Genomic DNA, 20,925 nt, shown 5'->3' with positions numbered 1-20,925 from the left:
GTATCACAATCGCTTTTCCTTATGACGCATTGGCCGATAGCGCTGCTTTTTGCGCGCTAGCGCAAAGGTAAAAATTTTTTTTGATTTTGCCCTTGAAGCGGGAAATGGCCACCCCCATCTCTCTCTGCACTAGCCGGTAAACCGCGTTCGGCCCGGCGTCACCCATAACTGATAATGACTTTCTCGAAGGAGAGCTATCAATGAGTATTCGTCCGTTACATGATCGTGTGATCGTCAAACGTAAAGAAGTTGAAACCAAATCTGCAGGCGGCATCGTTCTGACCGGTTCTGCGGCAGCTAAATCAACTCGTGGCGAAATCATCGCTGTCGGTAAAGGCCGCATTCTGGAAAACGGAACTGTGCAGCCGCTGGACGTTAAAGTTGGTGACATCGTGATTTTCAACGATGGCTACGGCGTGAAGTCTGAGAAGATCGACAACGAAGAAGTGCTGATCATGTCCGAAAGCGACATCCTGGCAATTGTTGAAGCGTAATTCGCACGACCCTGAACGAATTTGAGGAATAAAAGAAATGGCAGCAAAAGACGTAAAATTCGGTAACGACGCTCGTGTAAAAATGCTGCGCGGCGTAAACGTACTGGCAGATGCAGTTAAAGTGACCCTGGGCCCGAAAGGCCGCAACGTGGTGCTGGACAAATCCTTCGGCGCGCCGACCATCACTAAAGATGGCGTTTCCGTTGCTCGTGAAATCGAACTGGAAGACAAGTTCGAAAACATGGGTGCGCAGATGGTGAAAGAAGTTGCCTCTAAAGCGAACGACGCGGCAGGCGACGGTACCACCACCGCAACCGTACTGGCTCAGGCTATCGTGAACGAAGGCCTGAAAGCTGTTGCAGCAGGCATGAACCCGATGGATCTGAAACGTGGTATCGACAAAGCTGTCATTGCCGCCGTTGAAGAACTGAAAGCGCTGTCCGTACCGTGCTCTGACTCTAAAGCGATTGCTCAGGTTGGTACCATCTCCGCTAACTCCGACGAAACCGTCGGTAAACTGATCGCGGAAGCGATGGATAAAGTCGGTAAAGAAGGCGTGATCACCGTTGAAGACGGTACCGGTCTGGAAGACGAACTGGACGTAGTTGAAGGTATGCAGTTCGACCGCGGCTACCTGTCTCCGTACTTCATCAACAAGCCGGACACCGGTGCCGTTGAGCTGGAAAGCCCGTTCATCCTGCTGGCTGACAAAAAAATCTCCAACATCCGCGAAATGCTGCCGGTTCTGGAAGCCGTAGCGAAAGCGGGCAAACCGCTGGTTATCATCGCTGAAGACGTTGAAGGCGAAGCGCTGGCGACCCTGGTGGTTAACACCATGCGCGGCATCGTTAAAGTGGCTGCGGTGAAAGCACCGGGCTTCGGCGACCGTCGTAAAGCCATGCTGCAGGATATCGCTACCCTGACTGGCGGTACCGTTATCTCTGAAGAGATCGGTATGGAGCTGGAAAAAGCGACTCTGGAAGATCTGGGCCAGGCGAAACGCGTGGTTATCAACAAAGACACCACCACCATCATCGATGGCGTTGGCGAAGAGTCTGCAATCCAGGGCCGTGTAGCTCAGATCCGTAAGCAGATCGAAGAAGCGACCTCCGATTACGACCGTGAAAAACTGCAGGAACGTGTCGCTAAACTGGCTGGTGGCGTGGCAGTAATCAAAGTCGGTGCGGCTACCGAAGTTGAAATGAAAGAGAAAAAAGCACGCGTCGACGACGCCCTGCACGCAACCCGTGCTGCGGTTGAAGAAGGCGTGGTGGCTGGCGGCGGCGTAGCGCTGGTTCGCGTTGCGGCGAAACTCGCTGGCCTGACCGGTCAGAACGAAGATCAGAACGTCGGTATCAAAGTTGCGCTGCGCGCAATGGAAGCGCCGCTGCGTCAGATCGTGTCCAACGCCGGTGAAGAGCCGTCTGTTGTTGCTAACAACGTGAAAGCTGGCGACGGTAACTACGGTTACAACGCAGCAACTGAAGAATACGGCAACATGATCGACTTCGGTATCTTGGACCCAACCAAAGTGACCCGTTCTGCTCTGCAGTACGCGGCATCCGTGGCTGGTCTGATGATCACCACCGAGTGCATGGTGACCGACCTGCCGAAAGGCGACGCGCCTGACTTAGGTGCTGCTGGCGGTATGGGCGGCATGGGCGGTATGGGCGGCATGATGTAATCGTGCGCTCTACGGCATAAAAAAGCAGAAACCCCTGGCCAGCAATGGCTGGGGGTTTTTCTTTTGGCGCGCTTTTTAGTATAAGGCTTATACATAAAAATCATTTAAGCTGCATCAGAGCGGCAAGCACCTCCGTTTCGGGCGTGAACTGACAAGCGCGACCGGGGAGGGAATGAACGCGGCTCATGCCGACGCAGTTTGAAGGATGATAGATTTACATCCGGGCCAGTGCGTCCAGCTCATCGATCATGGGGAATAACATGCAGGTAAAATATTTAGCAGGGATTGTCGGCGCAGCCTTATTGTTGGCAGGTTGCAGTTCCAGCAATGAATTAACCTCTGCCGGCCAGAATGTGCGCTTCGTGCAGGAGAAGCCGGGCGCAGAGTGTCAGCTGTTAGGGACCGCGACGGGTAAACAGAGCAACTGGCTCTCCGGCCAGAATGGCGATGAGGGTGGTTCCATGCGCGGTGCGGCAAACGCCCTGCGCAACCAGGCGGCAGCGATGGGCGGCAACGTGATTTACGGCGTCAGCAGCCCGACGCAGAACCTGCTGTCGAGCTTTGTACCTACCGACAGCGAAATGAACGGCCAGGTTTATAAGTGCCCGAACTGATGCGTGACGCCTCTCTCTGCGAGCGCGGAGAGAGGCGTGGCCGCTAGATGAGGATCAGGCGCTAAGCTCCGCTTTCTTCTCCAGATAGAAGGCGTGCAGAGGACGCAGGCACTCTTCCAGACTGAGCATTCTTCCCGGCTGGGAAGGGATAATGGTACTGAAGATCTGGCATGGCGCTAGCTCTGCGTGCATCGCCTTGAGCTTGGGGCTTTTCTCAATAAGCCGCGTCACAACGTTATTTTCCAACTCTGATAAATGCGGCACGCTAGTTTTGACCACCGCCCCGGAGACGATTTTTTTGCCTTCGTCAGTTTCGCAGCAGTACAGCACACCCAGATAATGGGAAAACAGGTTCAGCTTCCAGTCTTCCTGGGGATAATGCTGGTAATCGATATTGGGCTGAGTGGTTAAGTCGACGGTATAGCACATTAAAAAATCCATATTTGAACTTAAATACTTAACCAGTTCCAGGTCGCCGACTGTTTTTAATGCTTGTTGAATACCGATAATTAATGCTTCGATTTGCAGATCGTCAATACATAAAGTACTAATTTGTTCATCCTGAAATACAAGAATTAACGTTGACTGTGTTTCGCCAGGTTTGAGCGTAATGGACATGATTCGCCGCTCAGGGGATGGTTGCTGTATTTCAGCCGTCTCAACCTGAGGAATATTGGCAACAAGTGCCTCATTATACGTGATAAGCTCATCTTTATAGGCCTCTCCCTGGTTTTCAAGCCGCTGGAAAATCACAGCCATTCTGCTCTGCAGTATCAGGAGCAGATCAGCTAGCACCGGTGCCTGAAGATAGTAAATCTCGCAAAAGCCATTTTCCTTCTTAACTTTCAGCAGCAACGCTAAAAATCGCTCTTCAAAGGTAATTCCTGCGGTATTAAAACCTATAAACGTTCCTTGCATATTCTTCTCCTTTATTAAGCAGTAGTCACCGACTTCGATTGTGAGAGATCGATAACACGATCGGCGGATGCAATGGTCGATGGTCGATGCGCGACGATAATGCGGGTGATACTTAGCGCTGAAATAGACTGATTGATAACCGACTCATTTCTGAGGTCAAGATGGCTGGTAGCCTCATCCATGAATAAAATACTCGGTTTGCGATACAGTGCGCGGGCGATCAAGATACGCTGCTTTTGCCCACCTGAAATACCCAGCCCAAGTTCGCCGACAATGGTTTCGTATCCCATAGCCATCTTCATAATTTCATCATGAATGTTGCACCGTCTGGCACACTCCATCACAAAATCAAGATCGGCGCTATCATCGAAGCCACTTATATTATCAATAAGGGAGCCGGAAAAGAGACGGTCTTCCTGGAGTACGCAGGCGATACCAAGACGATAGTTATTCAAACCAATCTTTTTAATCTCCAGATTATCCGCCAGTATTTCGCCGGAATCCGGCGAGAGCAGTCCGCACATAACTTTTAATAGTGTGGTTTTCCCTACGCCAGATGGGCCAATTAACGCAACTGATTCTCCAGGAGCAACGGTTATGTTCAAATTTGTAAAGATGGGTTGTGAAAAAGGATCGTATTGATAACTAAGATTTCTCACTTCAAGTTTTACGCCAGTGTTTTCCGTAAAAACACGCCGCGATGGAAGTTCTTTTTCTGGTTCACTAAATGCTATTTCTGATAGACGTTCGTTGTGCAGTGAGAGCATACGAAGCTGCATCACCAAATCAATGAGATTCGATGCACGTTGAGAAAACTGACCCCGATAGGCGTTAAATGCCATAAACATACCGAGCGTCATCTCATTATCAATTACCATAATGGCACCCAACCACAGTACCACTACCTGATCGATTGAGGTGATAAAGGTATTAATGCCACCAAACATCATATCGAATCGAGTTTGCTTGATTCCTGCATTGCTGGCGTCAACGTTAAGATTCAGCCAATGCTGTGAGCGACGTTCTTTTAAATTCAGTGCTTTGATCGTAGAAATGCCATAAAGTGACTCCATAAAGTGGGAGTTAGCACGTGCGCCTTTAACTACCTGTTCTTCCGTTACGCGACGATAAAAGCTATAGGTAGCAAAGCGCATAATCGCATAGCAAATGGTAAAGCCGATGACGACCCAGACTAACCAACCACCATATAAGGTCAGCATCACCAATAAACCGATTGTCATTATCGAGTCGATGATGCCGGTAACGATACTATTGGTAAATATTGAGCGAATCGTATCCAAAGACGAGAAGCGAGACTGAATATCACCTAAATGCCTTTTCTCAAAAAAGGATAATGGCAAACTTGTCAGATGATCGAATAACGTCGTTTTCCATTGAATATTTGTCAGGGTATTTAACGTTAACGACGTCCATGCACGTAGCATGCTAATAAACGTGCGGAATAGGGTAAAAAATATCAACCCGATACAGATAACAGACAGTAAGCTTTGGTCGTGAGCCATAATCACATGGTCAGTGACTAGCTGTGTACCAATCGGTAACAGGAGTCCGATAGCTTCTACCACTACAGAGTAAGCAAAGATCTTAATCAGTGCTGATTTTAAACCAACAATTTTATGCATTAAATCCAGCAATCGTAATCGGGATTTTGCTTCTTCTTGCTGGAAGTTATGATCGGGCCAAAGTTCAAGCGCTACACCGGTAAAATTGTTTGACATCTCATTGATGCCAATGATTCTTTTACCCAACGCCGGATCGTGAATAACAAATCCGTTTTTCCTTACCTTTGTAAGAACAACGTAGTGGTTCATCCCCCAGTGGATGATGCAGGGGAGTTTAAGCTGCTTTATTTCATCAAGGTCAAGAGCTAACGCCCGGCTTTTTAAGCCGGCATGCTCTGCAGTTTTGCTTAGAGACATTAGTGAGGAGCCCTGGGAGGGGCTACCAAACCGCTGACGGAAATTAAACAGATCGATATTCAACCCATAAAAACCACAGACCATTGCCAGACAGGCAATTCCACATTCTGATGATTCTGACTGAAGAATAACGGGCGTTTTGTTAACAAGAGAAAAATTTAACTTTGCAACAACAGTTTTGAAAAGTTCGTTAGTCATGGATCGGCCCAGTAATGCTTTGAGTTATCTTATACACAGGGGTAAACATCCACATATAGAGCGGACGCTCTTCCAGGAATACAACAGCTTGAGCCTTGAGGCCATTTGAAAGCGAAAGCGTTTTACCATTATATTCAAAGGTTTTGTTTTCAATTTTCACAATGGTCTTATAGAGCGCCAGTTCCTGCTGGTTTGTGCCGTTCGTAACATTGGTATACTCAGACATTTCTTGTCGAGATGTGGGAACAGAAGATATTGAAAGTATTTTTCCCGGGAATTGACCAAATTTATCTGATGGGAATGCAGCATAACGAATGTTAATTTCATCCCCAGGTTTTACATAAGGTATACTATTGTTAGGTAACCATAAAATAAGATAATACTCTATATCACCGGTAGGTTTTATCTGTGCTAGACTGCTGCCTTTATCAACCATTTGGCCTTTAGTGACGGTCAATGATTCAATACGGCCTTCAGTCGTTGCTTTAATAATAATGTTACCGTTTGCGTTTGATTCAACCAGTTGATTTTTATAATCATTAATCTGGTTTTCTTGTGACGAGATTTGATTGTCAAAATCAGCTATTTTTGTAATTTTATCACTATTGAGCTGAGTGACCTGCGATTCCAGTTGCATTTTCTGACTCACCAGAGACTGGTAAGTGCTTTGTTGTTGAAAATACAAAGAGTGTTGATAGTTATATTGGTCTTTGGTAATCAGTCCGTCACTTAAATACTTATCATAGCTGGATAGATTATCATGCATTTTCTTTAATCCAGCTTGGGCGTTAGCCAACATGCGATTAGTTTCTTTTAACGAATCATTGATTGTTTTTAACTGCTTCTCTAAAGAAATGGTTGTTTCTTCTTTATTATGATTCAGTTTTGAAATGATATCTTCAGCATTTGCGATCTTTTCATTAATGACCTCTATTTGTGCCGCACTAACATTACCCGTTGTGGTGTTCCGGGAAATGTCGATCTCATATAACGGCTGGCCTTTGGTCACAATATCGCCGACTTTTACATATTGGGAGATAACAAAGCCTTGCTGCGGGGCATAAACGTTGACAGAGTGAGGTAGAGTAATGACCTCTCCCTGAACGTCGATTCTCTGGGTAAAGGAGCAAAATACTGTGGTGGCTATCAGGATCGCAAGAAAAGCAAAAGAGAGTAATGCAACAAGCCATGCTGGAAGCCCTGCGAGCAGCAGTGCCTTTCCTTTCCAGTGATGCTTTTTATACTCAATCGCTTCCTTGCGATAGATTTTTTTTAACATAGTTATCGCTTAAATTATAAAATGAAAAGGCCCGATACGTCAGGCCTTAATTACTAATGAATGCTTGTCAACAAACTGTTGAGCTAATCATTGGCGCGTAAACTTAGTTGCTCCAGAAGTTCAGGGTGCCGTCATAAATAGCATCCATTACGCCCTGAGCATAATCCAGAGTCATATCCCAGCCAACGATACCCGCTGCAATACCAAAGCAAACGCCACCGAGAATAACCCCGGCGATCATCCCTACACCCTGGCCGATTGAGCCGATACCGAAGATACCGCCACTTACGCCACCCCAACGTCCGGCGTACGCTGTACCAAAAATAGCGCCCAGAGAGGCGCCCAGTGCGACAGCGCCAACTTCTTTTGCGGCCCAGGTGACGATATCGGTAAGAGTATCGGTCAGCGCACCGCCAGAAATTTCTTCCATTTCAAATACAGTTAATTGGTGCATGATTAGTCCTTTAACTAAAATTAAAATTATATATTCATTCCAGACCAGAATTTGGTCCGCAGAAAAGATAGTCGTTGCTGTAGTATGAATCAACTCAACTAAATATGAATTGTTGATGAAATTAGAGCTTAATAGTGAATCAAATCTAAACTATTTATAGGTTCATAAAACAGTAACTAATTCAGCAGGTGGTGGCACGCAGCTATTATCGATGTGCTGCAGATATATTGATTTATTCTTGCATTCATATATGACATTTTTTTGGTTGTTGACATAAAAATAAAAAAGGTGGATATCATTATCCACCTTTTGTAGGGGTATGGAGGTTATACTTTTACTCTTCCTGTATGACAACTTCAAGCATAGCTTTTACATGACCGGAAGAGACTTCAGCGCTATTGTCACTCATGCGATAATAGTCGGCGGTGAAGGTAAAGTTTTGTGATGCCTGTGCCTTAGCGAAGCTATAAGTTTCGGCGTCGTAAAATATTATAGGCTTGTTGTCAATTTTGAAGATAACGCCAACGTTATTTGCGGCTTCGGTTCCAGTTATCATGTTATCGATGATCCCATCCCCGGCAGAACTGGTGCCATTAACAGGGTTAAACCAGTAGTAAAGCTTGTTGCCAACTGAACCTTGTGGGCAAGTCACATCCATTTTGATGGTTTTTTGTGAGGGAGTTGTACCTCCTCGAGAAATGGACATTAAAGTATTTTTTTCAATTTTATTCAGGGTGATTTGGCTTGGCCCTGATACTGAAATATCGCAAGAGGTCTCTTTATATGAAATAGTCTTGAACTTCAGGGTTGCTGTCAACAAAAGGCGGTCTGCTGCCCTTGGGTTGGTGCTTAAGTTACCTGCTGAGAATTTAAATACCGGGTTTGTACTGGTGCCGGATGTATCGATGACCTGCTTTGTTTTAATTAACCATACCGTCATGAATTTATAATCTTCATTCGATTCTAAAATAGGTACGATTGTAGATTGAGCAACAGCAGGATTAATAGAACCATTTTTGCTGCTCAGAAGATCTGAAAACTGAAAGCCAATTCCATCTATGCCGGTTTCATAGACCGGTTTGCCCCTTATACCCGTGACGCCGGTAACTTCCGGCGCTGTTGATTCAACAATATACTGGTCTCCCATTATTTTGCTGCACTCAAATGTTTTATAATGTCCGGTACCGACTTTTTTAGTATAGAGGACTGTACCCACCGGAATTGTTGGGTCTGTTGCGATTTTAGGACTTATGTTAAACATTGCTTGTCCAGCGGAACCAGAATAATCGCATTTGGCAATTACCACGCTACAACAGCATAGTAGGGATAAAAAAAGAAGTATTTTTCTCATTCTTTATTGTTCCTTGGTCAATATTAGCGACAAACCGTTTCGATTTGACTGATGCCAGACGCTTTGCCTTCCCTGGCCGGTAAAGTAAATGAAGCGTTACATTGCTGCGCTGCGCTTTTGCCCCACTGGACGTTAAGGATCCCGGTCTCTTGCAGGCCAGACATATAGACCATCCCGGCATCGCTGACGATGCTTGGCTGCGATTTGCTCTCTCCGGCGAGCAGCACCATTGCGCCATAAGGCACGTCCTGGCCATTGGCGGTTTTCAGGTGTACGAATGCACGCTGGCCGATATTGCCGTCATAATTGGCACGCACGATGGCACCGCGGGTCGGCACGACGCTTTGCGTAGTTTCTGGAAGCTCCATATCTTCACCCAGTGAAGTGCTGTCGAGGGTGATGTCGGTACGACGGTAAGGTGTAACGTACGGGACGATGGCGTAGCCGCGATAGTCAGTGGAAATCGTGTTATCGTTAGTCAGTTTCACGTTATCCAGTCCTGGTGCTTTAACTAATACGGCGGCGTCGGTAATATCCTGACCAAGCGTGATACCGTCAGCATGGGCGACGATGCTGCCGTTGGCGCCGTAGTCAATGCGCTCGCTACCACGATCGTAGCTGTAACCGGCATTGACGCTGCCGCGCGCACCGTTATAGGTAGCGCGCATATCGCCGCTGTAGTATTCCCGGTTGCTATACCCCTGCTGCAGGCTCCATTCCAGGCTGTCGTTATCCAGCCCAACGCCGCCGATAGAAACGGACTGATCCGTGGAACCCGGGTTGCTGTTGGTTAATTGATAGCTGGTGTAAGTGCCCGGTAGCCAGTTGCTTAGTGGCAGCGTTACGGTCAGCGTGATGCGCTGATCGTCCTGTGCATCTTTACCAGAGTTATCCCCGCTCCATGTGTAGCGGTTATAGCTATAGCCGAGGTAGTAGTTCACATTCCGGAAACCGCCGTTGTACCCTACGCTAATCGACTTGTTGGTGCGCTTATCATCCCAGTAATCTTCGATTAATCCGCTTATCGACAGGCTACCCAGCCCTTTACCCAGGCTTTGGTTAAGCGTCAGGTTGGTGCGGTTGCGTAGCGAGCGTGAAGTGTAGTAACCGTCATTAGAGTAGCTATCCAGGACCTCAGAAAGGGTATGAAAACCGCGAGTAGAATAGCGGTAACCGGCGATGGTGACGTTCGTACCGGTTTCAACAATGTTTTTCCCGTAACGTACACGCCAGGACTGTCCGGAGGTCTTTTCATCCTCTTTCTTTTTCGACCAGGCCTGGGTGACGTCTGCTGAGGCTGCCCCAAGCTCGCCAAGGTTATAGCCAAGACCTGATGACAACGCCTGGTAGCGCGAAGCAGCCTGTACGCCGCCATACACCGTCAGGCTACTGGAGACGCCATAGGTGGCGGTGGCCTGCGTAAAGGGAGTCTCATCCACGCTTCCATCGTAAGGACGATATTTACCTGACGTGATCTCATACTCCAGCTGATCTTCACGCACCATTACCGGCAGCGTGGCGAACGGCACGACAAACTCTTGTTTGGAACCATCCGACTCTTCTACAGTGACGTACAAATCGCCGCTACCACCGCTTGGGTACATATCGGTGATTTCAAATGCCCCCGGAGCGACGTAGGTCTGGTATACCTGATAGCCGTTTTGTTTAATGATGACGCGGGCATTTGTTCTGGCGATACCGCGAATGATTGGCGCATAGCCGCGCATACTTTCCGGGAGCATCGACGTATCGGTCGCCAGCTGTATGCCGGTAAACGGCACACTGTCGAAGATACCGTTGAGCGATGAGCTCTCACCCATGACCAGGTTACTGTTGATGGAGCGAATACTGCGCTGCATATAGAGATAGGCCGAATCCCAGTCCCCGGCATCGCTATTATTTTTATTCCAGGTGCTGAGGTTACGGATGCGCCATGGGCCAACGTTGAGACCAGACTGCAGGTTCAGGCTGTAGTATTCATCATTAGCCTGCATGTCGTTCGAGCCGCTGAACTGATAGTTCACCAGTAAAGCGTTAATGCCGTCATCAAACTGATCCGGTGGAATATACCCTTGGGCAGTAGTGGATAGCGCCGCCTGTGGGATAGAAATATTTAAACGTTGTGCGGTGAAGTCAAAATCCGCTTTGGTATCCGGGATGACAGTAAAATTTGCGCAACCGTTTTTGTCCTCGACCAGTTCAGGAAACGCTTTAACGCGTACACCATACTCCGCTAACGTTTTTAGACTTAGGCAAGGAGTGAGCGCAGGCTCGCGGTTATCGCCGGTAGCGCGACTATTGGCGACAAACTTCATCGTCCGGGTATCCAGGTAGCGGCCGTTAAACATGATATCGACCCGATAATCTCCTGGCGCCTGCGCATTCTGGGTTTGAAAAATGGATAAGTCGGGAGTGGTTGATGGATCGCTACCATTCAATGAACTAATGAATGAGGGATCGAAAAAATCACGTGCTTGCGCTTTATTATTCAAACCAGAAAGCAATGCAGGAAGCATTGCGATAAAGACGGTGGATAGTTTGAATAATCCATTATTCTTATTTGGCATAGACACATCCCTATAATGATAAAATAAATTTTTATTACAGCGATGAGGAGTAGAGCGACCCTGCTCCGCCATAATCATTGACCACTTTCCAGGTAATACTGGAAGCGTTAATATTTTCTTTTAACGTCACTTCTTTGGTCGTCATTGGAGCGACCGAGTTGACTTCCGGTTTCACTTCTTTGCCGCCGATCTGAATGCTATGGAAATAGTAGAAAAAGGGTGTCGGATTTTTGATCGTCAGTTTAGTGCCAGCTTTACGCCATTCGAGCTTTTTTGCTTCCGTATTCGGAGTGAGATCGAAAAGCGCTTTGGGACGGTAGACCAGCCGCATACGATGGCGGACCGCCAGTTGAATAGTGTTGTTATTCGCTTTGGCGTCATCTGCTGGGGGGATCGCCATCACGTTAAAATAGTACATGGATTCCCGGTCGGCCGGTGCATTGACGTTTCCGTTAGAAAACAGACGAACCGTATTCTGTTGCTTCCCTTCAAGGCGGAACAGTGGCGGAGTGGCCATAAAAGGGGGCGCTTTCCCTGCCGGAGCTTCAACCCAGGATTTAATGAGATAGGGGATATCGTCTTTATTTTCGATTTGGGCGGTAATTTCACGCGCACCTTCTTTATAAAGATAGCGGGTGGATTCAATTACAATACCGGCGTGGGCAATACTGCTGAGGAGTAATGCGCAGGAGGCGGTGAGATTTAATAAGGTCCTGAACATGGCTTTTCTCTGAATGCAAAAAGGGCCCGCCGTAAAGCGGAACCCTTCGGGAAAGTATTAGAGGGTGTAATCGATAGTAAAGGTTGCGACACCTTTAACCGGGCCTTCAGTAACCACGGTAGCAGCGTTGGTTCTTACATAGCCAGTGGTGTATTTCAGCTTAGTACCGTCGGTTGCAGAGTAGGTTTCAGACATAGTGTCAGAACCGTCGAATGCTACGCGATGGGAGTCGCTGACGCGCTTGATACCGATACCGATACCTGCGGCACCGTTAGCAGCGGTGTTGTCCAGAATGGTTGCATCGCTGCTGGTAGTGCCACTAACATTTACGGTCACGCCGGTAACCGGTGTGGCGCTGCCCTGGGCGCAGTCTTTCACGTCAAAACCGAAGTCCTGAGTTTTGAACAGAGTACCTGCCGCTTCAGCATTCGCTTCGGTGGTGGTTACAGTGATCAGCTGTACGATACCGTTGTTCAGGGTACCAGTCGGAGTCACGACGCAAGAGTTAGATGCATCAGATACTTCACCCAGTACAGTTACCTGAGCGGTGTTAGTTGCCATTGCCTGAGCACTCAGCACTGCAGATGCAGCGACCATTACAGCTACGATTGTTTTTTTCATTTAATTAATCCATATATAGATACTTAGTCCTGTATAGAATCGATAACAGTTATCAAAAGAATGGAGTATGTATTCCTATTGATATTGAAAATAAGCATCAGCATTCCTTTATATAGTGCTGAACCTATCATCCTGTTGAACGACACTACAATATCGCTTGCCATAGCGAACCATGGGGAAGCCGGAGTAATTTAAGATTGTGGTGCAAAAAATGCTTGTGAATTCTTTATGAAATGCCCGTGAATTTAATGCTTTTATATTATGTGGATATGCGACTTCTATTTTAGATGAATTTAATCTGAAAATGCGGGGGCTAAACGAGATAACTGTCGCATGTCTCTTTATGTGCTGTATCCTGTGCAATGACAGTCAATATGAACTGCGCTTTCCTCTTTTTGAAGAGGATCATGTTTATGATATAGGTTGGCTGATTGTATTTAATTTAATTATGGATAACGGTGTTTCGTGGGGCAGGGATATGGATGACGCTGTATTATTTAATGGGTGTATGATTAATCATGAGATTGTCTTTAATGCCAATATGAATGAATTACGGCCGCTTTCTGGTGATGGAGAGTGTGTCACCCTGAATGCACCTACCGCCAGATGCTTACTTTTACTTTTGCAAAATAGCGGCAAAGTGATTTCGCGTGATGAATTTCTGGCTGCTGTCTGGGAAAATAGAGGGGTGGTGGTTTCACAAAATACGTTTTATCAAAATATCTCTTTGCTGCGAAAATCATTGCTCAAAGCGGGGCTGTCGGCGGATATCATTATCACCGTCAGGCAAAAAGGGTTTAGCGTCGCGCCAGATACCCTGATCATCCCTCTCTCTGATGAAGAGTGCGAGAATATGAATCGGGCGACATTAACGCATTATCAAAATAATAAGGTTGCCGACGTTACTGCCGAGAGCAAAGGTCATTCTGACGATCACGTAGTTATTCCATTAACAGAAAGCTTAGCGATTCAGGGCAATGAGTTGATAGAGAATAAAGTGGAGATACCAGGAAAACAATCGGAACGATTACAGGTAACTTTTAAAATGCCCACCTGGTTAATCGCGCTGATTGTAGTGATGATTGTGATTAATATCGTGGTGCTGGTGGTGCTTCACCGTTAGCTTGTCGCAATAGGGGGTTATCACGTAATGCGATAGCTGATAGCTGATAGCTGATAGCTGATAGCTGGTTACCTAATCCTCTGGCAAGAAATGGCTTCACATGGTTTGTCTGCCAGACCGTCCTGGCAGACAAGTGAATCTGACGTTTATCGCTGCTTCAGCCCTAAATCCAGCGGCGTCTTGCTGGGTTCCCCGCCGATCTCGCGCGCCAGCTTCGGCACCATATAGCCGGAGATGAGGGTCAATAGTTCACGCATGATTTCACGGGCTTCATCATCGCTAACCATGAAGTGCGCCGCCCCTTGTACCCGATCCAGCACGTGCAGGTAGTAGGGCATTACCCCGGCGTCAAACAGCGCATTGCTGAGGTCGGCCAGGGTTTGCGCGTTGTCGTTCACCCCGCGCAGCAGCACGCTCTGGTTGAGCAACGTGACGCCCGCCTGACGCAGCATGGCCATCGCCGCGCGGAACTCATCGTCAATTTCATTGGCGTGGTTGACGTGGTTAACCAGGATCACCTGCAGCGACGAACGCTGGAAGCGGCTGGCCAGCGTCTCGGTGATGCGCGCCGGGATCACAATTGGCAGGCGGCTGTGAATACGCAGACGCTTAACGTGCGGAATAGCTTCCAGCTGGGTCATCAGCCAGTCAAGCTCATGGTCCTTTGCCATCAGCGGGTCGCCGCCGGAGAAGATGATTTCATCAAGCTGCGGATGCGCTGCGATGTAGTCCATTGCCGTCTGCCAGTTGCGCCTGGTGCCCTGATTTTCGGCGTATGGGAAGTGGCGGCGGAAGCAGTAACGACAATTTACCGCACAACCGCCTTTCACCAGTAGCAGTGCCCGGTTGTGATATTTGTGCAACAAGCCGGGCACCACGCTGTGCTGTTCTTCCAGCGGATCGGTGGAGTATCCGGGGGCGACGATAAACTCTTCCTCGGCGGTAAGTACCTGACGAAGCAGCGGATCGTTAGGGTTGCCTTTCTCCATGCGGGCGATAAACGCGCGCGGGACGCGCAGCGGGAACAGGCGTCTGGCCTCGCGTCCGGCCAGCAGTTTTTCATCAGCGTCTACATTTAAAAGACGCAGCAGTTCATCAGGACTGGTCACAACATTGGCAAGTTGCGTTATCCAATCTTCTCTGGATGGGGTATTTAGGGTTACAATATGCGCCATTTTGTGGCTTAGCTACCAGTTAAACAATTTCAGAGGGCCTTATGGCGACTTACTATAGCAACGATTTTCGTGCTGGTCTTAAAATCATGTTAGATGGCGAACCTTATGCGGTAGAAGCCAGCGAATTCGTTAAACCAGGTAAAGGCCAGGCGTTTGCGCGCGTTAAACTGCGCCGCCTGCTGACTGGCACCCGTGTTGAGAAAACCTTCAAATCTACCGATTCGGCAGAAGGCGCGGACGTTGTCGATATGAACCTGACTTACCTGTACAACGACGGTGAGTTCTGGCACTTCATGAACAACGAAACTTTCGAACAGCTGTCTGCTGACGCGAAAGCGATCGGTGACAACGCTAAATGGCTGCTGGATCAGGCTGAGTGCATCGTGACCCTGTGGAACGGCCAACCGATCGCGGTCACCCCGCCGAACTTCGTTGAGCTGGAAATCATTGAAACCGATCCAGGTCTGAAAGGCGACACCGCGGGTACCGGCGGTAAACCAGCGACCCTGTCTACTGGCGCCGTGGTTAAAGTTCCGCTGTTCGTCCAGATTGGCGAAGTGATCAAAGTGGATACTCGCTCTGGCGAATACGTATCCCGTGTGAAATAATTTCGCGTCATGATGACTGGCGCAGCCTCCGTGCTGCGCCGCTCTTTACGCACAGGTACGACGAACACGAGACATGAAGCGCAGCGTAAAACTTCTGGTGTTACTGTTTCTGAGCAGCGCGTTACTGGCTGGCTGCAACACCGCCCGCGGAGTGGGTGAAGATATTCAGGGCCTGGGCCACGCCATCTCTCACGCCGTGAGCTAAATTTCCTTCCGTTTTGCTAGTGGCGGTTGCCTCCTGGCGCGCCAGCTTCCTCCACGAATATTCCTTTTCTCTTAAAAATCGCAAAGATCCCTTCATCTGTGGACGGTTTGTCTATGCTTATAGGGCATGAAAACAAAACTGACACTAAGGATGACATTATGGTGAAAAAAACGATTGCAGCGTTCTTTACGGTTTTGGTCCTCTCTTCAGCACTGACTGCTTGTAACACTACGCGCGGAGTGGGTCAGGATATTTCAGAAGGCGGCAGCGCAATCTCTGGTGCGGCAACCAAAGCTCAGCAATAACGCCGTCGACGGTACGGTTTTACGCCGTACCGTTCTTCACTTCCCCCATCCTGTTGGATATACTCACTGCGACTTTTCATCCACCTTACGGGACGACCCGTAAGCGTTTCTCATCCGGGGACGGCCCCAGCAAAGGAGCCTTATGTCCTGGATAGTCTTATTTATCGCTGGTCTGCTGGAAGTGGTATGGGCCGTCGGCCTGAAATATACCCATGGCTTTAGCCGGCTGGTTCCCAGCGTCATCACCATCGTGGCGATGGTCGTCAGCATGGCGCTGCTTTCGTGGGCGATGAAAACCCTGCCGGTGGGAACTGCTTACGCCGTCTGGACCGGAATCGGCGCTGTGGGCGCCGCCGTGACCGGTATTGTGCTGTTGGGTGAATCCGCCAGCGCTATGCGTATCGCCAGTCTCGCCTGCATCGTGGTCGGCATCATTGGCCTGAAGATTAGCGCGCACTAGTTGTAGCGCTGATTGACCCAGATCAGTTTGCTGACATCAAAGCCCTGCCGGGTAGCAATATCCAGCATCTGCTGCCTGACCTCCGGAGCGATGGTGGGTGCCCGCGCCAGTAACCAGAGATAGTCGCGATCGGGTCCGCAGACCAGCGCGTAACGATACTCCTTATCCAGCGCAATGACGTTATAGCTGCCGTAGAAAGGGCCGAAGAAGGAGATCTTCAACGCGGCGCGGCTGGGCTCCCCGGTAAAGTACGCCACTCCGTCCGTTTTCTGCCACATACCGCGGTCGGGGTTATAGCCTTTATTGACCACGTCCAGGCCGCCGTCATCGCGTGGGTGCCAGGCGATCGTGACCTTTTCCAGACCGCTTTCAAAAGGGTGGTCAAAGCGGGCGATTTCATACCAGGTACCCAGATAGCGCTGAACGTCGAAGGGACTGACCACGGTGATGCCCGGCGGCGGGGTGGGCGTGCTGCAGGCGACAGACAGGAACGAGACGGCAATCGCGGTGATTATCGGCAGGATACGCATGGCATGCTCCTTGCTGGCTTTTAAGCTAAGTGTAGAGTCCAGCAGGGAAAAGGCGGCAAGATTTTTACATGAAGCGAGCCCGGTAGCAGAAATGCGACCGGGCTCTTGCAGGATCAGATAAACAGTACGCCAACGAGGGTGATGACGCTGAGGATTGCCGCCAGGCCGTAGAAGACCCACTTACCGTTGGGTACATGGATTTTCAGGTCGTGCATGGCGTGGTGAATACGGTGTAGACCGCACCACAGCGGCAGAACAATCATCAGAAAGATGAATGCGCGGCCGATAAAGCTTTGGGCAAAAGCCAGCACGCGCTCATAGCTGAAGGCGTCTGCCGGGGCGAGCCCCAGCGGCAGCAAGATGCCGACCAGCAGCACCATCACCGGCGCGACGATCGCGCCCCACATGCCGCCTGCGCCAAACAGCCCCCAGAATACGGGTTCATCGGAACGTTTCGGATTGGGATTAATCATCTCAGCCTCCTTACCAGAACAGGGCCACAAACAGGATCACCACAGTGACCACCGCCGTTACCACCCAGAGCCCTTTAATGACCGGCTCTGGCCCCATTTTTTCGCCTTTGATGATGACGTTGGCGGCTTTCGGCGCCAGCTCAAACCAGGTTTTGGTGTGCAGCAGCGCCGCCGCCAGGGTAATCAGATTGAGGATCACCACCACCGGGTTTTGCAGGAATCCGATATATCCCGCCCAGCTTTCGGCGCCGTGCTTGAGGGCAAACAGCCCGTAAATCAGCACAATGCTAAACCATACTGTCGGTACCGCTGTCCCTTCCCGCACCATGTAGAAGCGATAAAACGGCAGCTTTTTCCACCAGGTGGAGGTCATTGGCCGCACGTAGGGTTTGCGTTTCGTCGTCATAATGCACTCCTTAGCGTGGTTTCAGGGTGGCGATAAGAAAGTCTTTCGAGCTTTCCACCTTGCCCTGCTGGATCGCGGCCGCCGGGTCGACGTGCTTCGGACACACTTCCGAGCAGTAGCCCACGAAAGTACAGGTCCAGACGCCGTTCTGGCCGTTAAGCTGCGCCATACGTTCCTTTTTGCCGTGGTCGCGGCTGTCTTCGTTGTAGCGGTGGGCGAGGGTGATCGCCGCCGGGCCGATAAATTCCGGATTCAGGCCGAACTGCGGGCAGGCGGCATAGCACAGCCCGCAGTTGATGCAGCCGGAGAACTGATGGTATTTGGCCATCTGGGCTGGCGTCTGCTTGTTTGGCCCCTGGTCCGGCGTGCGGTTATTGCCGATGATATACGGCTTAATGGCCTCCAGACTTTCGATAAAGTGGGTCATATCCACCACCAGATCGCGTTCGATCGGGAAGTTGGCCAGCGCCTCAACTTTGATGCCTTTGGTGTAATCGCGCAGGAACGTTTTGCAGGCCAGCTTCGGCACCTTGTTGACCATCATGCCGCAGGAGCCGCAGATCGCCATCCGGCAGGACCAGCGGTAGCTCAGGTCTGGCGCCAGGTTGTCTTTGATGTAGCCCAGGGCGTCCAGCAGCGAGGTCTGCTCATCATAGGGCACGTCATAGAATGCGCTATGCGGTGCGGTGTCGACCTCCGGGTTGTAGCGCACCACTTCGACTTTCAGGTTTTTCATCTCAGCCATGGGTGGTCTCCTTCTTCTCAGCCGCTTCCGCTTCGGCGCCATAGACACGTTTTGCCGGTGGCAGCGTGGTGATCTTCACGTCGCCATATTCCAGACGGGTGGTGCCATCGGCCTCGCGGAAGGCGAGGGTGTGCTTGAGGAAGTTGACGTCGTCGCGCTCGGTACAGCCCTCATCCAGACGCTGGTGCGCACCGCGCGATTCTTTTCGGGCGATGGCCGAGTGCGCCATACATTCGGCAACGTTCAGGCCGTGTCCCAGTTCAATGGTGTACAGCAGGTCGGTGTTGAACACGCTGGAGTTGTCGGTAATGCGCACGCGCTTGAAGCGCTCCTGCAGCTCAGCCAGCTTATCGATAGTTTTCTGCATCAGCTCCGGCGTACGGTAGATGCCGCAGCCTTCCTCCATCGACAGCCCCATTTCGTCGCGGATTTTCGCCCAGTTTTCGTTACCTTCCTGGTTAACGAGATTTTTCAGCCGTTGCTCTACATCGGCGGCCTGTGCATCCAGTGCGGCACTATTTGCCTCAGTCGTCTGTGCGGCGCGCTGCATAGCCTGTTCCCCGGCCAGGCGGCCGAAGACCACCAGCTCGGCCAGCGAGTTGGAACCCAGACGGTTGGCGCCGTGCAGACCGACGGACGAGCATTCGCCCACGGCAAACAGCCCTTTGATCCGGGTTTCGCACTGCTGATCGGTTTCGATACCGCCCATGGTGTAGTGCGCGGTCGGGCGCACCGGGATCGGCTCTTTCACCGGGTCGACGCCGACGTAGGCTTTCGCCAGTTCACAGATAAACGGCAGACGCTCCAGCAGTTTTTTCTCGCCGAGGTGGCGGAGATCGAGGTAGACCACGTCGCCGCGCGGCGTCGGGATGGTGTTCCCTTTCCGCCATTCGTGCCAGAAGGCCTGGGACACTTTGTCGCGTGGACCCAGCTCCATATATTTGTTCTTCGGTTCGCCGAGCGGGGTTTCCGGGCCCATGCCGTAATCCTGCAGGTAGCGATAGCCGTTTTTGTTGACCAGAATCCCGCCTTCACCGCGGCAGCCTTCGGTCATCAGGATCCCGGAGCCCGGCAGGCCGGTCGGGTGATACTGAACAAATTCCATATCGCGCAGCGGCACGCCATGGCCCAGCGCCATACCCATACCATCACCAGTAACGATGCCGCCGTTGGTGTTGTAACGATAGACGCGCCCGGCGCCGCCGGTAGCCAGCACGACCGCGTTAGCGCGGATCTGCACCAGGGTGCCTTCCATCATATTCATCGCCACCAGGCCGCGGGCCTGCCCGTCATCGACCAGCAGGTCAAGGACGAAATGTTCATCAAAGCGCTGAATTTGGGGAAACTGAAGGGAGGTCTGGAAGAGAGTATGCAGCATGTGGAAGCCGGTTTTATCGGCGGCAAACCAGGTGCGTTCGATTTTCATCCCACCGAAGCGCCGGACGTTGACGCTGCCGTCGGGGCGGCGGCTCCACGGGCATCCCCACTGTTCCAGCTGGGTCATTTCCGTTGGGCAGTGATGAACGAAATAGTCGACGACATCCTGCTCGCACAGCCAGTCGCCTCCGGCGACGGTGTCGTGAAAATGATACTCAAAGCTATCGTGATCCTGGGCAACGGCTGCGGACCCCCCTTCTGCAGCGACCGTATGGCTGCGCATCGGATAGACTTTAGAAATCAGGGCGATTTTGGCATTGGGGTTGGCCTGGGCGGCGGCGATAGCGGCGCGTAGGCCTGCTCCGCCAGCACCAATTACGGCGAGATCGGCTTGAAAAGTTTGCACGACATTCCTCCAGTTTTAGTGTATTTCGCCGCCGGGCTGGCGAAAAAGTATCACTGCTCCTTTATAGGTACAGGAGTATAGCCGTAGGGTCAGTAAGGAAAATTGACGTGTTCGATTTTTTTATCGATATGTGCGGTTATTTATCAGTGATATTTATGCATTCAGGTTAACGATAGATTAATGGCATGTAATCTGCCGGGGATTGCACAAAATTTGTTTCACTCGCCGGTTGCGAGTAGACTTCGTGCCCTTAATTTGCAATCGGAGAAAG

The 20,925-nt window shown here is 50.3% G+C and carries 22 protein-coding genes; 8 read left to right on the top strand and 14 right to left on the bottom strand.

What is annotated here, in order from left to right; all coding sequences use genetic code 11:
* Window positions 1–200: 200 nt before the first annotated feature.
* The 3 genes from HMPREF3142_RS11630 to HMPREF3142_RS11620 all read left to right on the top strand — a co-directional run bounded on the left by HMPREF3142_RS11630 (window position 201) and on the right by HMPREF3142_RS11620 (window position 2,792).
* Complete coding sequence (locus tag HMPREF3142_RS11630) at window positions 201–494, top strand: co-chaperone GroES (RefSeq protein WP_003855929.1); 294 nt, start codon at window positions 201–203, stop codon at window positions 492–494.
* A gap of 37 nt (window positions 495–531) precedes the next feature.
* Window positions 532–2,178: a chaperonin GroEL gene (groL, locus tag HMPREF3142_RS11625; protein WP_008807218.1), complete on the top strand. Its 1,647-nt coding sequence runs from the start codon at window positions 532–534 to the stop codon at window positions 2,176–2,178.
* A gap of 260 nt (window positions 2,179–2,438) precedes the next feature.
* On the top strand, window positions 2,439–2,792 hold the full coding sequence (locus tag HMPREF3142_RS11620; protein WP_004152419.1) for a DUF4156 domain-containing protein: 354 nt from the start codon (window positions 2,439–2,441) through the stop codon (window positions 2,790–2,792).
* Window positions 2,793–2,846: 54 nt separating this feature from the next.
* Here HMPREF3142_RS11620 and yjeJ read toward each other — a convergent pair whose 3' ends face one another.
* The 8 genes from yjeJ to HMPREF3142_RS11580 form a co-directional block, all read right to left on the bottom strand.
* Window positions 2,847–3,710 (bottom strand): YjeJ family protein, encoded by an 864-nt coding sequence (gene yjeJ, locus HMPREF3142_RS11615; protein WP_070612089.1) that lies wholly within the window; start codon window positions 3,708–3,710, stop codon window positions 2,847–2,849.
* Window positions 3,711–3,724: 14 nt separating this feature from the next.
* Window positions 3,725–5,848, bottom strand: coding sequence for a peptidase domain-containing ABC transporter (locus HMPREF3142_RS11610; RefSeq protein WP_070612088.1), 2,124 nt, complete (start codon window positions 5,846–5,848; stop codon window positions 3,725–3,727).
* Window positions 5,841–7,127, bottom strand: a complete 1,287-nt coding sequence (locus tag HMPREF3142_RS11605) for an HlyD family secretion protein (RefSeq protein ID WP_048267340.1) — start codon at window positions 7,125–7,127, stop codon at window positions 5,841–5,843. The genes HMPREF3142_RS11610 and HMPREF3142_RS11605 overlap by 8 nt, the downstream gene beginning before the upstream one ends.
* A gap of 103 nt (window positions 7,128–7,230) precedes the next feature.
* Window positions 7,231–7,581, bottom strand: coding sequence for a hypothetical protein (locus tag HMPREF3142_RS11600; RefSeq protein WP_048267341.1), 351 nt, complete (start codon window positions 7,579–7,581; stop codon window positions 7,231–7,233).
* A 334-nt stretch (window positions 7,582–7,915) separates the two neighbouring features.
* Entirely contained in the window at window positions 7,916–8,932 is a 1,017-nt protein-coding gene (locus HMPREF3142_RS11595) for a fimbrial protein (protein WP_048267342.1), read from the bottom strand.
* Between the two features lie 23 nt (window positions 8,933–8,955).
* The gene (locus tag HMPREF3142_RS11590) at window positions 8,956–11,499 is read right to left on the bottom strand and encodes a fimbria/pilus outer membrane usher protein (RefSeq protein WP_048267343.1); all 2,544 of its coding nucleotides are present in this window, start codon (window positions 11,497–11,499) and stop codon (window positions 8,956–8,958) included.
* Between the two features lie 34 nt (window positions 11,500–11,533).
* Entirely contained in the window at window positions 11,534–12,220 is a 687-nt protein-coding gene (locus HMPREF3142_RS11585; RefSeq protein WP_048267344.1) for a fimbrial biogenesis chaperone, read from the bottom strand.
* 57 nt (window positions 12,221–12,277) lie between these two features.
* Window positions 12,278–12,841 (bottom strand): fimbrial protein, encoded by a 564-nt coding sequence (locus tag HMPREF3142_RS11580; protein WP_048267345.1) that lies wholly within the window; start codon window positions 12,839–12,841, stop codon window positions 12,278–12,280.
* A 478-nt stretch (window positions 12,842–13,319) separates the two neighbouring features.
* On the opposite strand from HMPREF3142_RS11580, the gene HMPREF3142_RS11575 reads away from it, so the two are divergent.
* Window positions 13,320–13,964: a winged helix-turn-helix domain-containing protein gene (locus HMPREF3142_RS11575; protein WP_070612119.1), complete on the top strand. Its 645-nt coding sequence runs from the start codon at window positions 13,320–13,322 to the stop codon at window positions 13,962–13,964.
* A 146-nt stretch (window positions 13,965–14,110) separates the two neighbouring features.
* Here the strand turns inward: HMPREF3142_RS11575 and epmB are convergent, their stop codons facing one another.
* On the bottom strand, window positions 14,111–15,139 hold the full coding sequence (gene epmB / locus HMPREF3142_RS11570) for an EF-P beta-lysylation protein EpmB (protein ID WP_008807210.1): 1,029 nt from the start codon (window positions 15,137–15,139) through the stop codon (window positions 14,111–14,113).
* A gap of 41 nt (window positions 15,140–15,180) precedes the next feature.
* Between epmB and efp the strand changes: the two genes are divergently transcribed.
* The 4 genes from efp (at window position 15,181) to sugE (ending at window position 16,717) form a co-directional block, all read left to right on the top strand.
* On the top strand, window positions 15,181–15,747 hold the full coding sequence (efp, locus tag HMPREF3142_RS11565; RefSeq protein ID WP_002885506.1) for an elongation factor P: 567 nt from the start codon (window positions 15,181–15,183) through the stop codon (window positions 15,745–15,747).
* Between the two features lie 73 nt (window positions 15,748–15,820).
* Entirely contained in the window at window positions 15,821–15,952 is a 132-nt protein-coding gene (locus tag HMPREF3142_RS11560; protein WP_002885511.1) for an entericidin A/B family lipoprotein, read from the top strand.
* 158 nt (window positions 15,953–16,110) lie between these two features.
* Window positions 16,111–16,257: a lipoprotein toxin entericidin B gene (ecnB, locus tag HMPREF3142_RS11555; RefSeq protein WP_004206423.1), complete on the top strand. Its 147-nt coding sequence runs from the start codon at window positions 16,111–16,113 to the stop codon at window positions 16,255–16,257.
* Between the two features lie 142 nt (window positions 16,258–16,399).
* Entirely contained in the window at window positions 16,400–16,717 is a 318-nt protein-coding gene (gene sugE, locus HMPREF3142_RS11550) for a quaternary ammonium compound efflux SMR transporter SugE (RefSeq protein WP_008807209.1), read from the top strand.
* On the opposite strand, the gene HMPREF3142_RS11545 is transcribed toward sugE, so the two are convergent.
* From HMPREF3142_RS11545 to frdA, 5 genes are all read right to left on the bottom strand, one after another.
* Complete coding sequence (locus tag HMPREF3142_RS11545; protein ID WP_012969121.1) at window positions 16,714–17,247, bottom strand: lipocalin family protein; 534 nt, start codon at window positions 17,245–17,247, stop codon at window positions 16,714–16,716. The two genes, sugE and HMPREF3142_RS11545, sit on opposite strands and share 4 nt — an antisense overlap.
* A gap of 113 nt (window positions 17,248–17,360) precedes the next feature.
* Window positions 17,361–17,720 carry a fumarate reductase subunit FrdD gene (gene frdD, locus HMPREF3142_RS11540; protein ID WP_002885526.1) on the bottom strand — a complete coding sequence of 120 codons (360 nt, stop codon included), beginning with the start codon at window positions 17,718–17,720 and terminating at the stop codon, window positions 17,361–17,363.
* A 10-nt stretch (window positions 17,721–17,730) separates the two neighbouring features.
* Window positions 17,731–18,126, bottom strand: a complete 396-nt coding sequence (frdC, locus tag HMPREF3142_RS11535; protein WP_002885530.1) for a fumarate reductase subunit FrdC — start codon at window positions 18,124–18,126, stop codon at window positions 17,731–17,733.
* Between the two features lie 10 nt (window positions 18,127–18,136).
* Window positions 18,137–18,871, bottom strand: coding sequence for a fumarate reductase iron-sulfur protein (frdB, locus tag HMPREF3142_RS11530; RefSeq protein WP_004177729.1), 735 nt, complete (start codon window positions 18,869–18,871; stop codon window positions 18,137–18,139).
* A complete protein-coding gene (gene frdA, locus HMPREF3142_RS11525; protein ID WP_008807207.1) occupies window positions 18,864–20,654 on the bottom strand; it encodes a fumarate reductase (quinol) flavoprotein subunit in 1,791 nt (596 codons plus the stop codon). The genes frdB and frdA overlap by 8 nt, the downstream gene beginning before the upstream one ends.
* Window positions 20,655–20,925 lie beyond the last annotated feature (271 nt).

It is taken from the genome of Klebsiella sp. HMSC16C06, from assembly GCF_001808325.1.
Taxonomy (GTDB): domain Bacteria; phylum Pseudomonadota; class Gammaproteobacteria; order Enterobacterales; family Enterobacteriaceae; genus Klebsiella; species Klebsiella variicola.
Note: the sequence above shows the minus strand (reverse complement) of the source record. Positions and strands in the feature narration are given on the sequence as shown.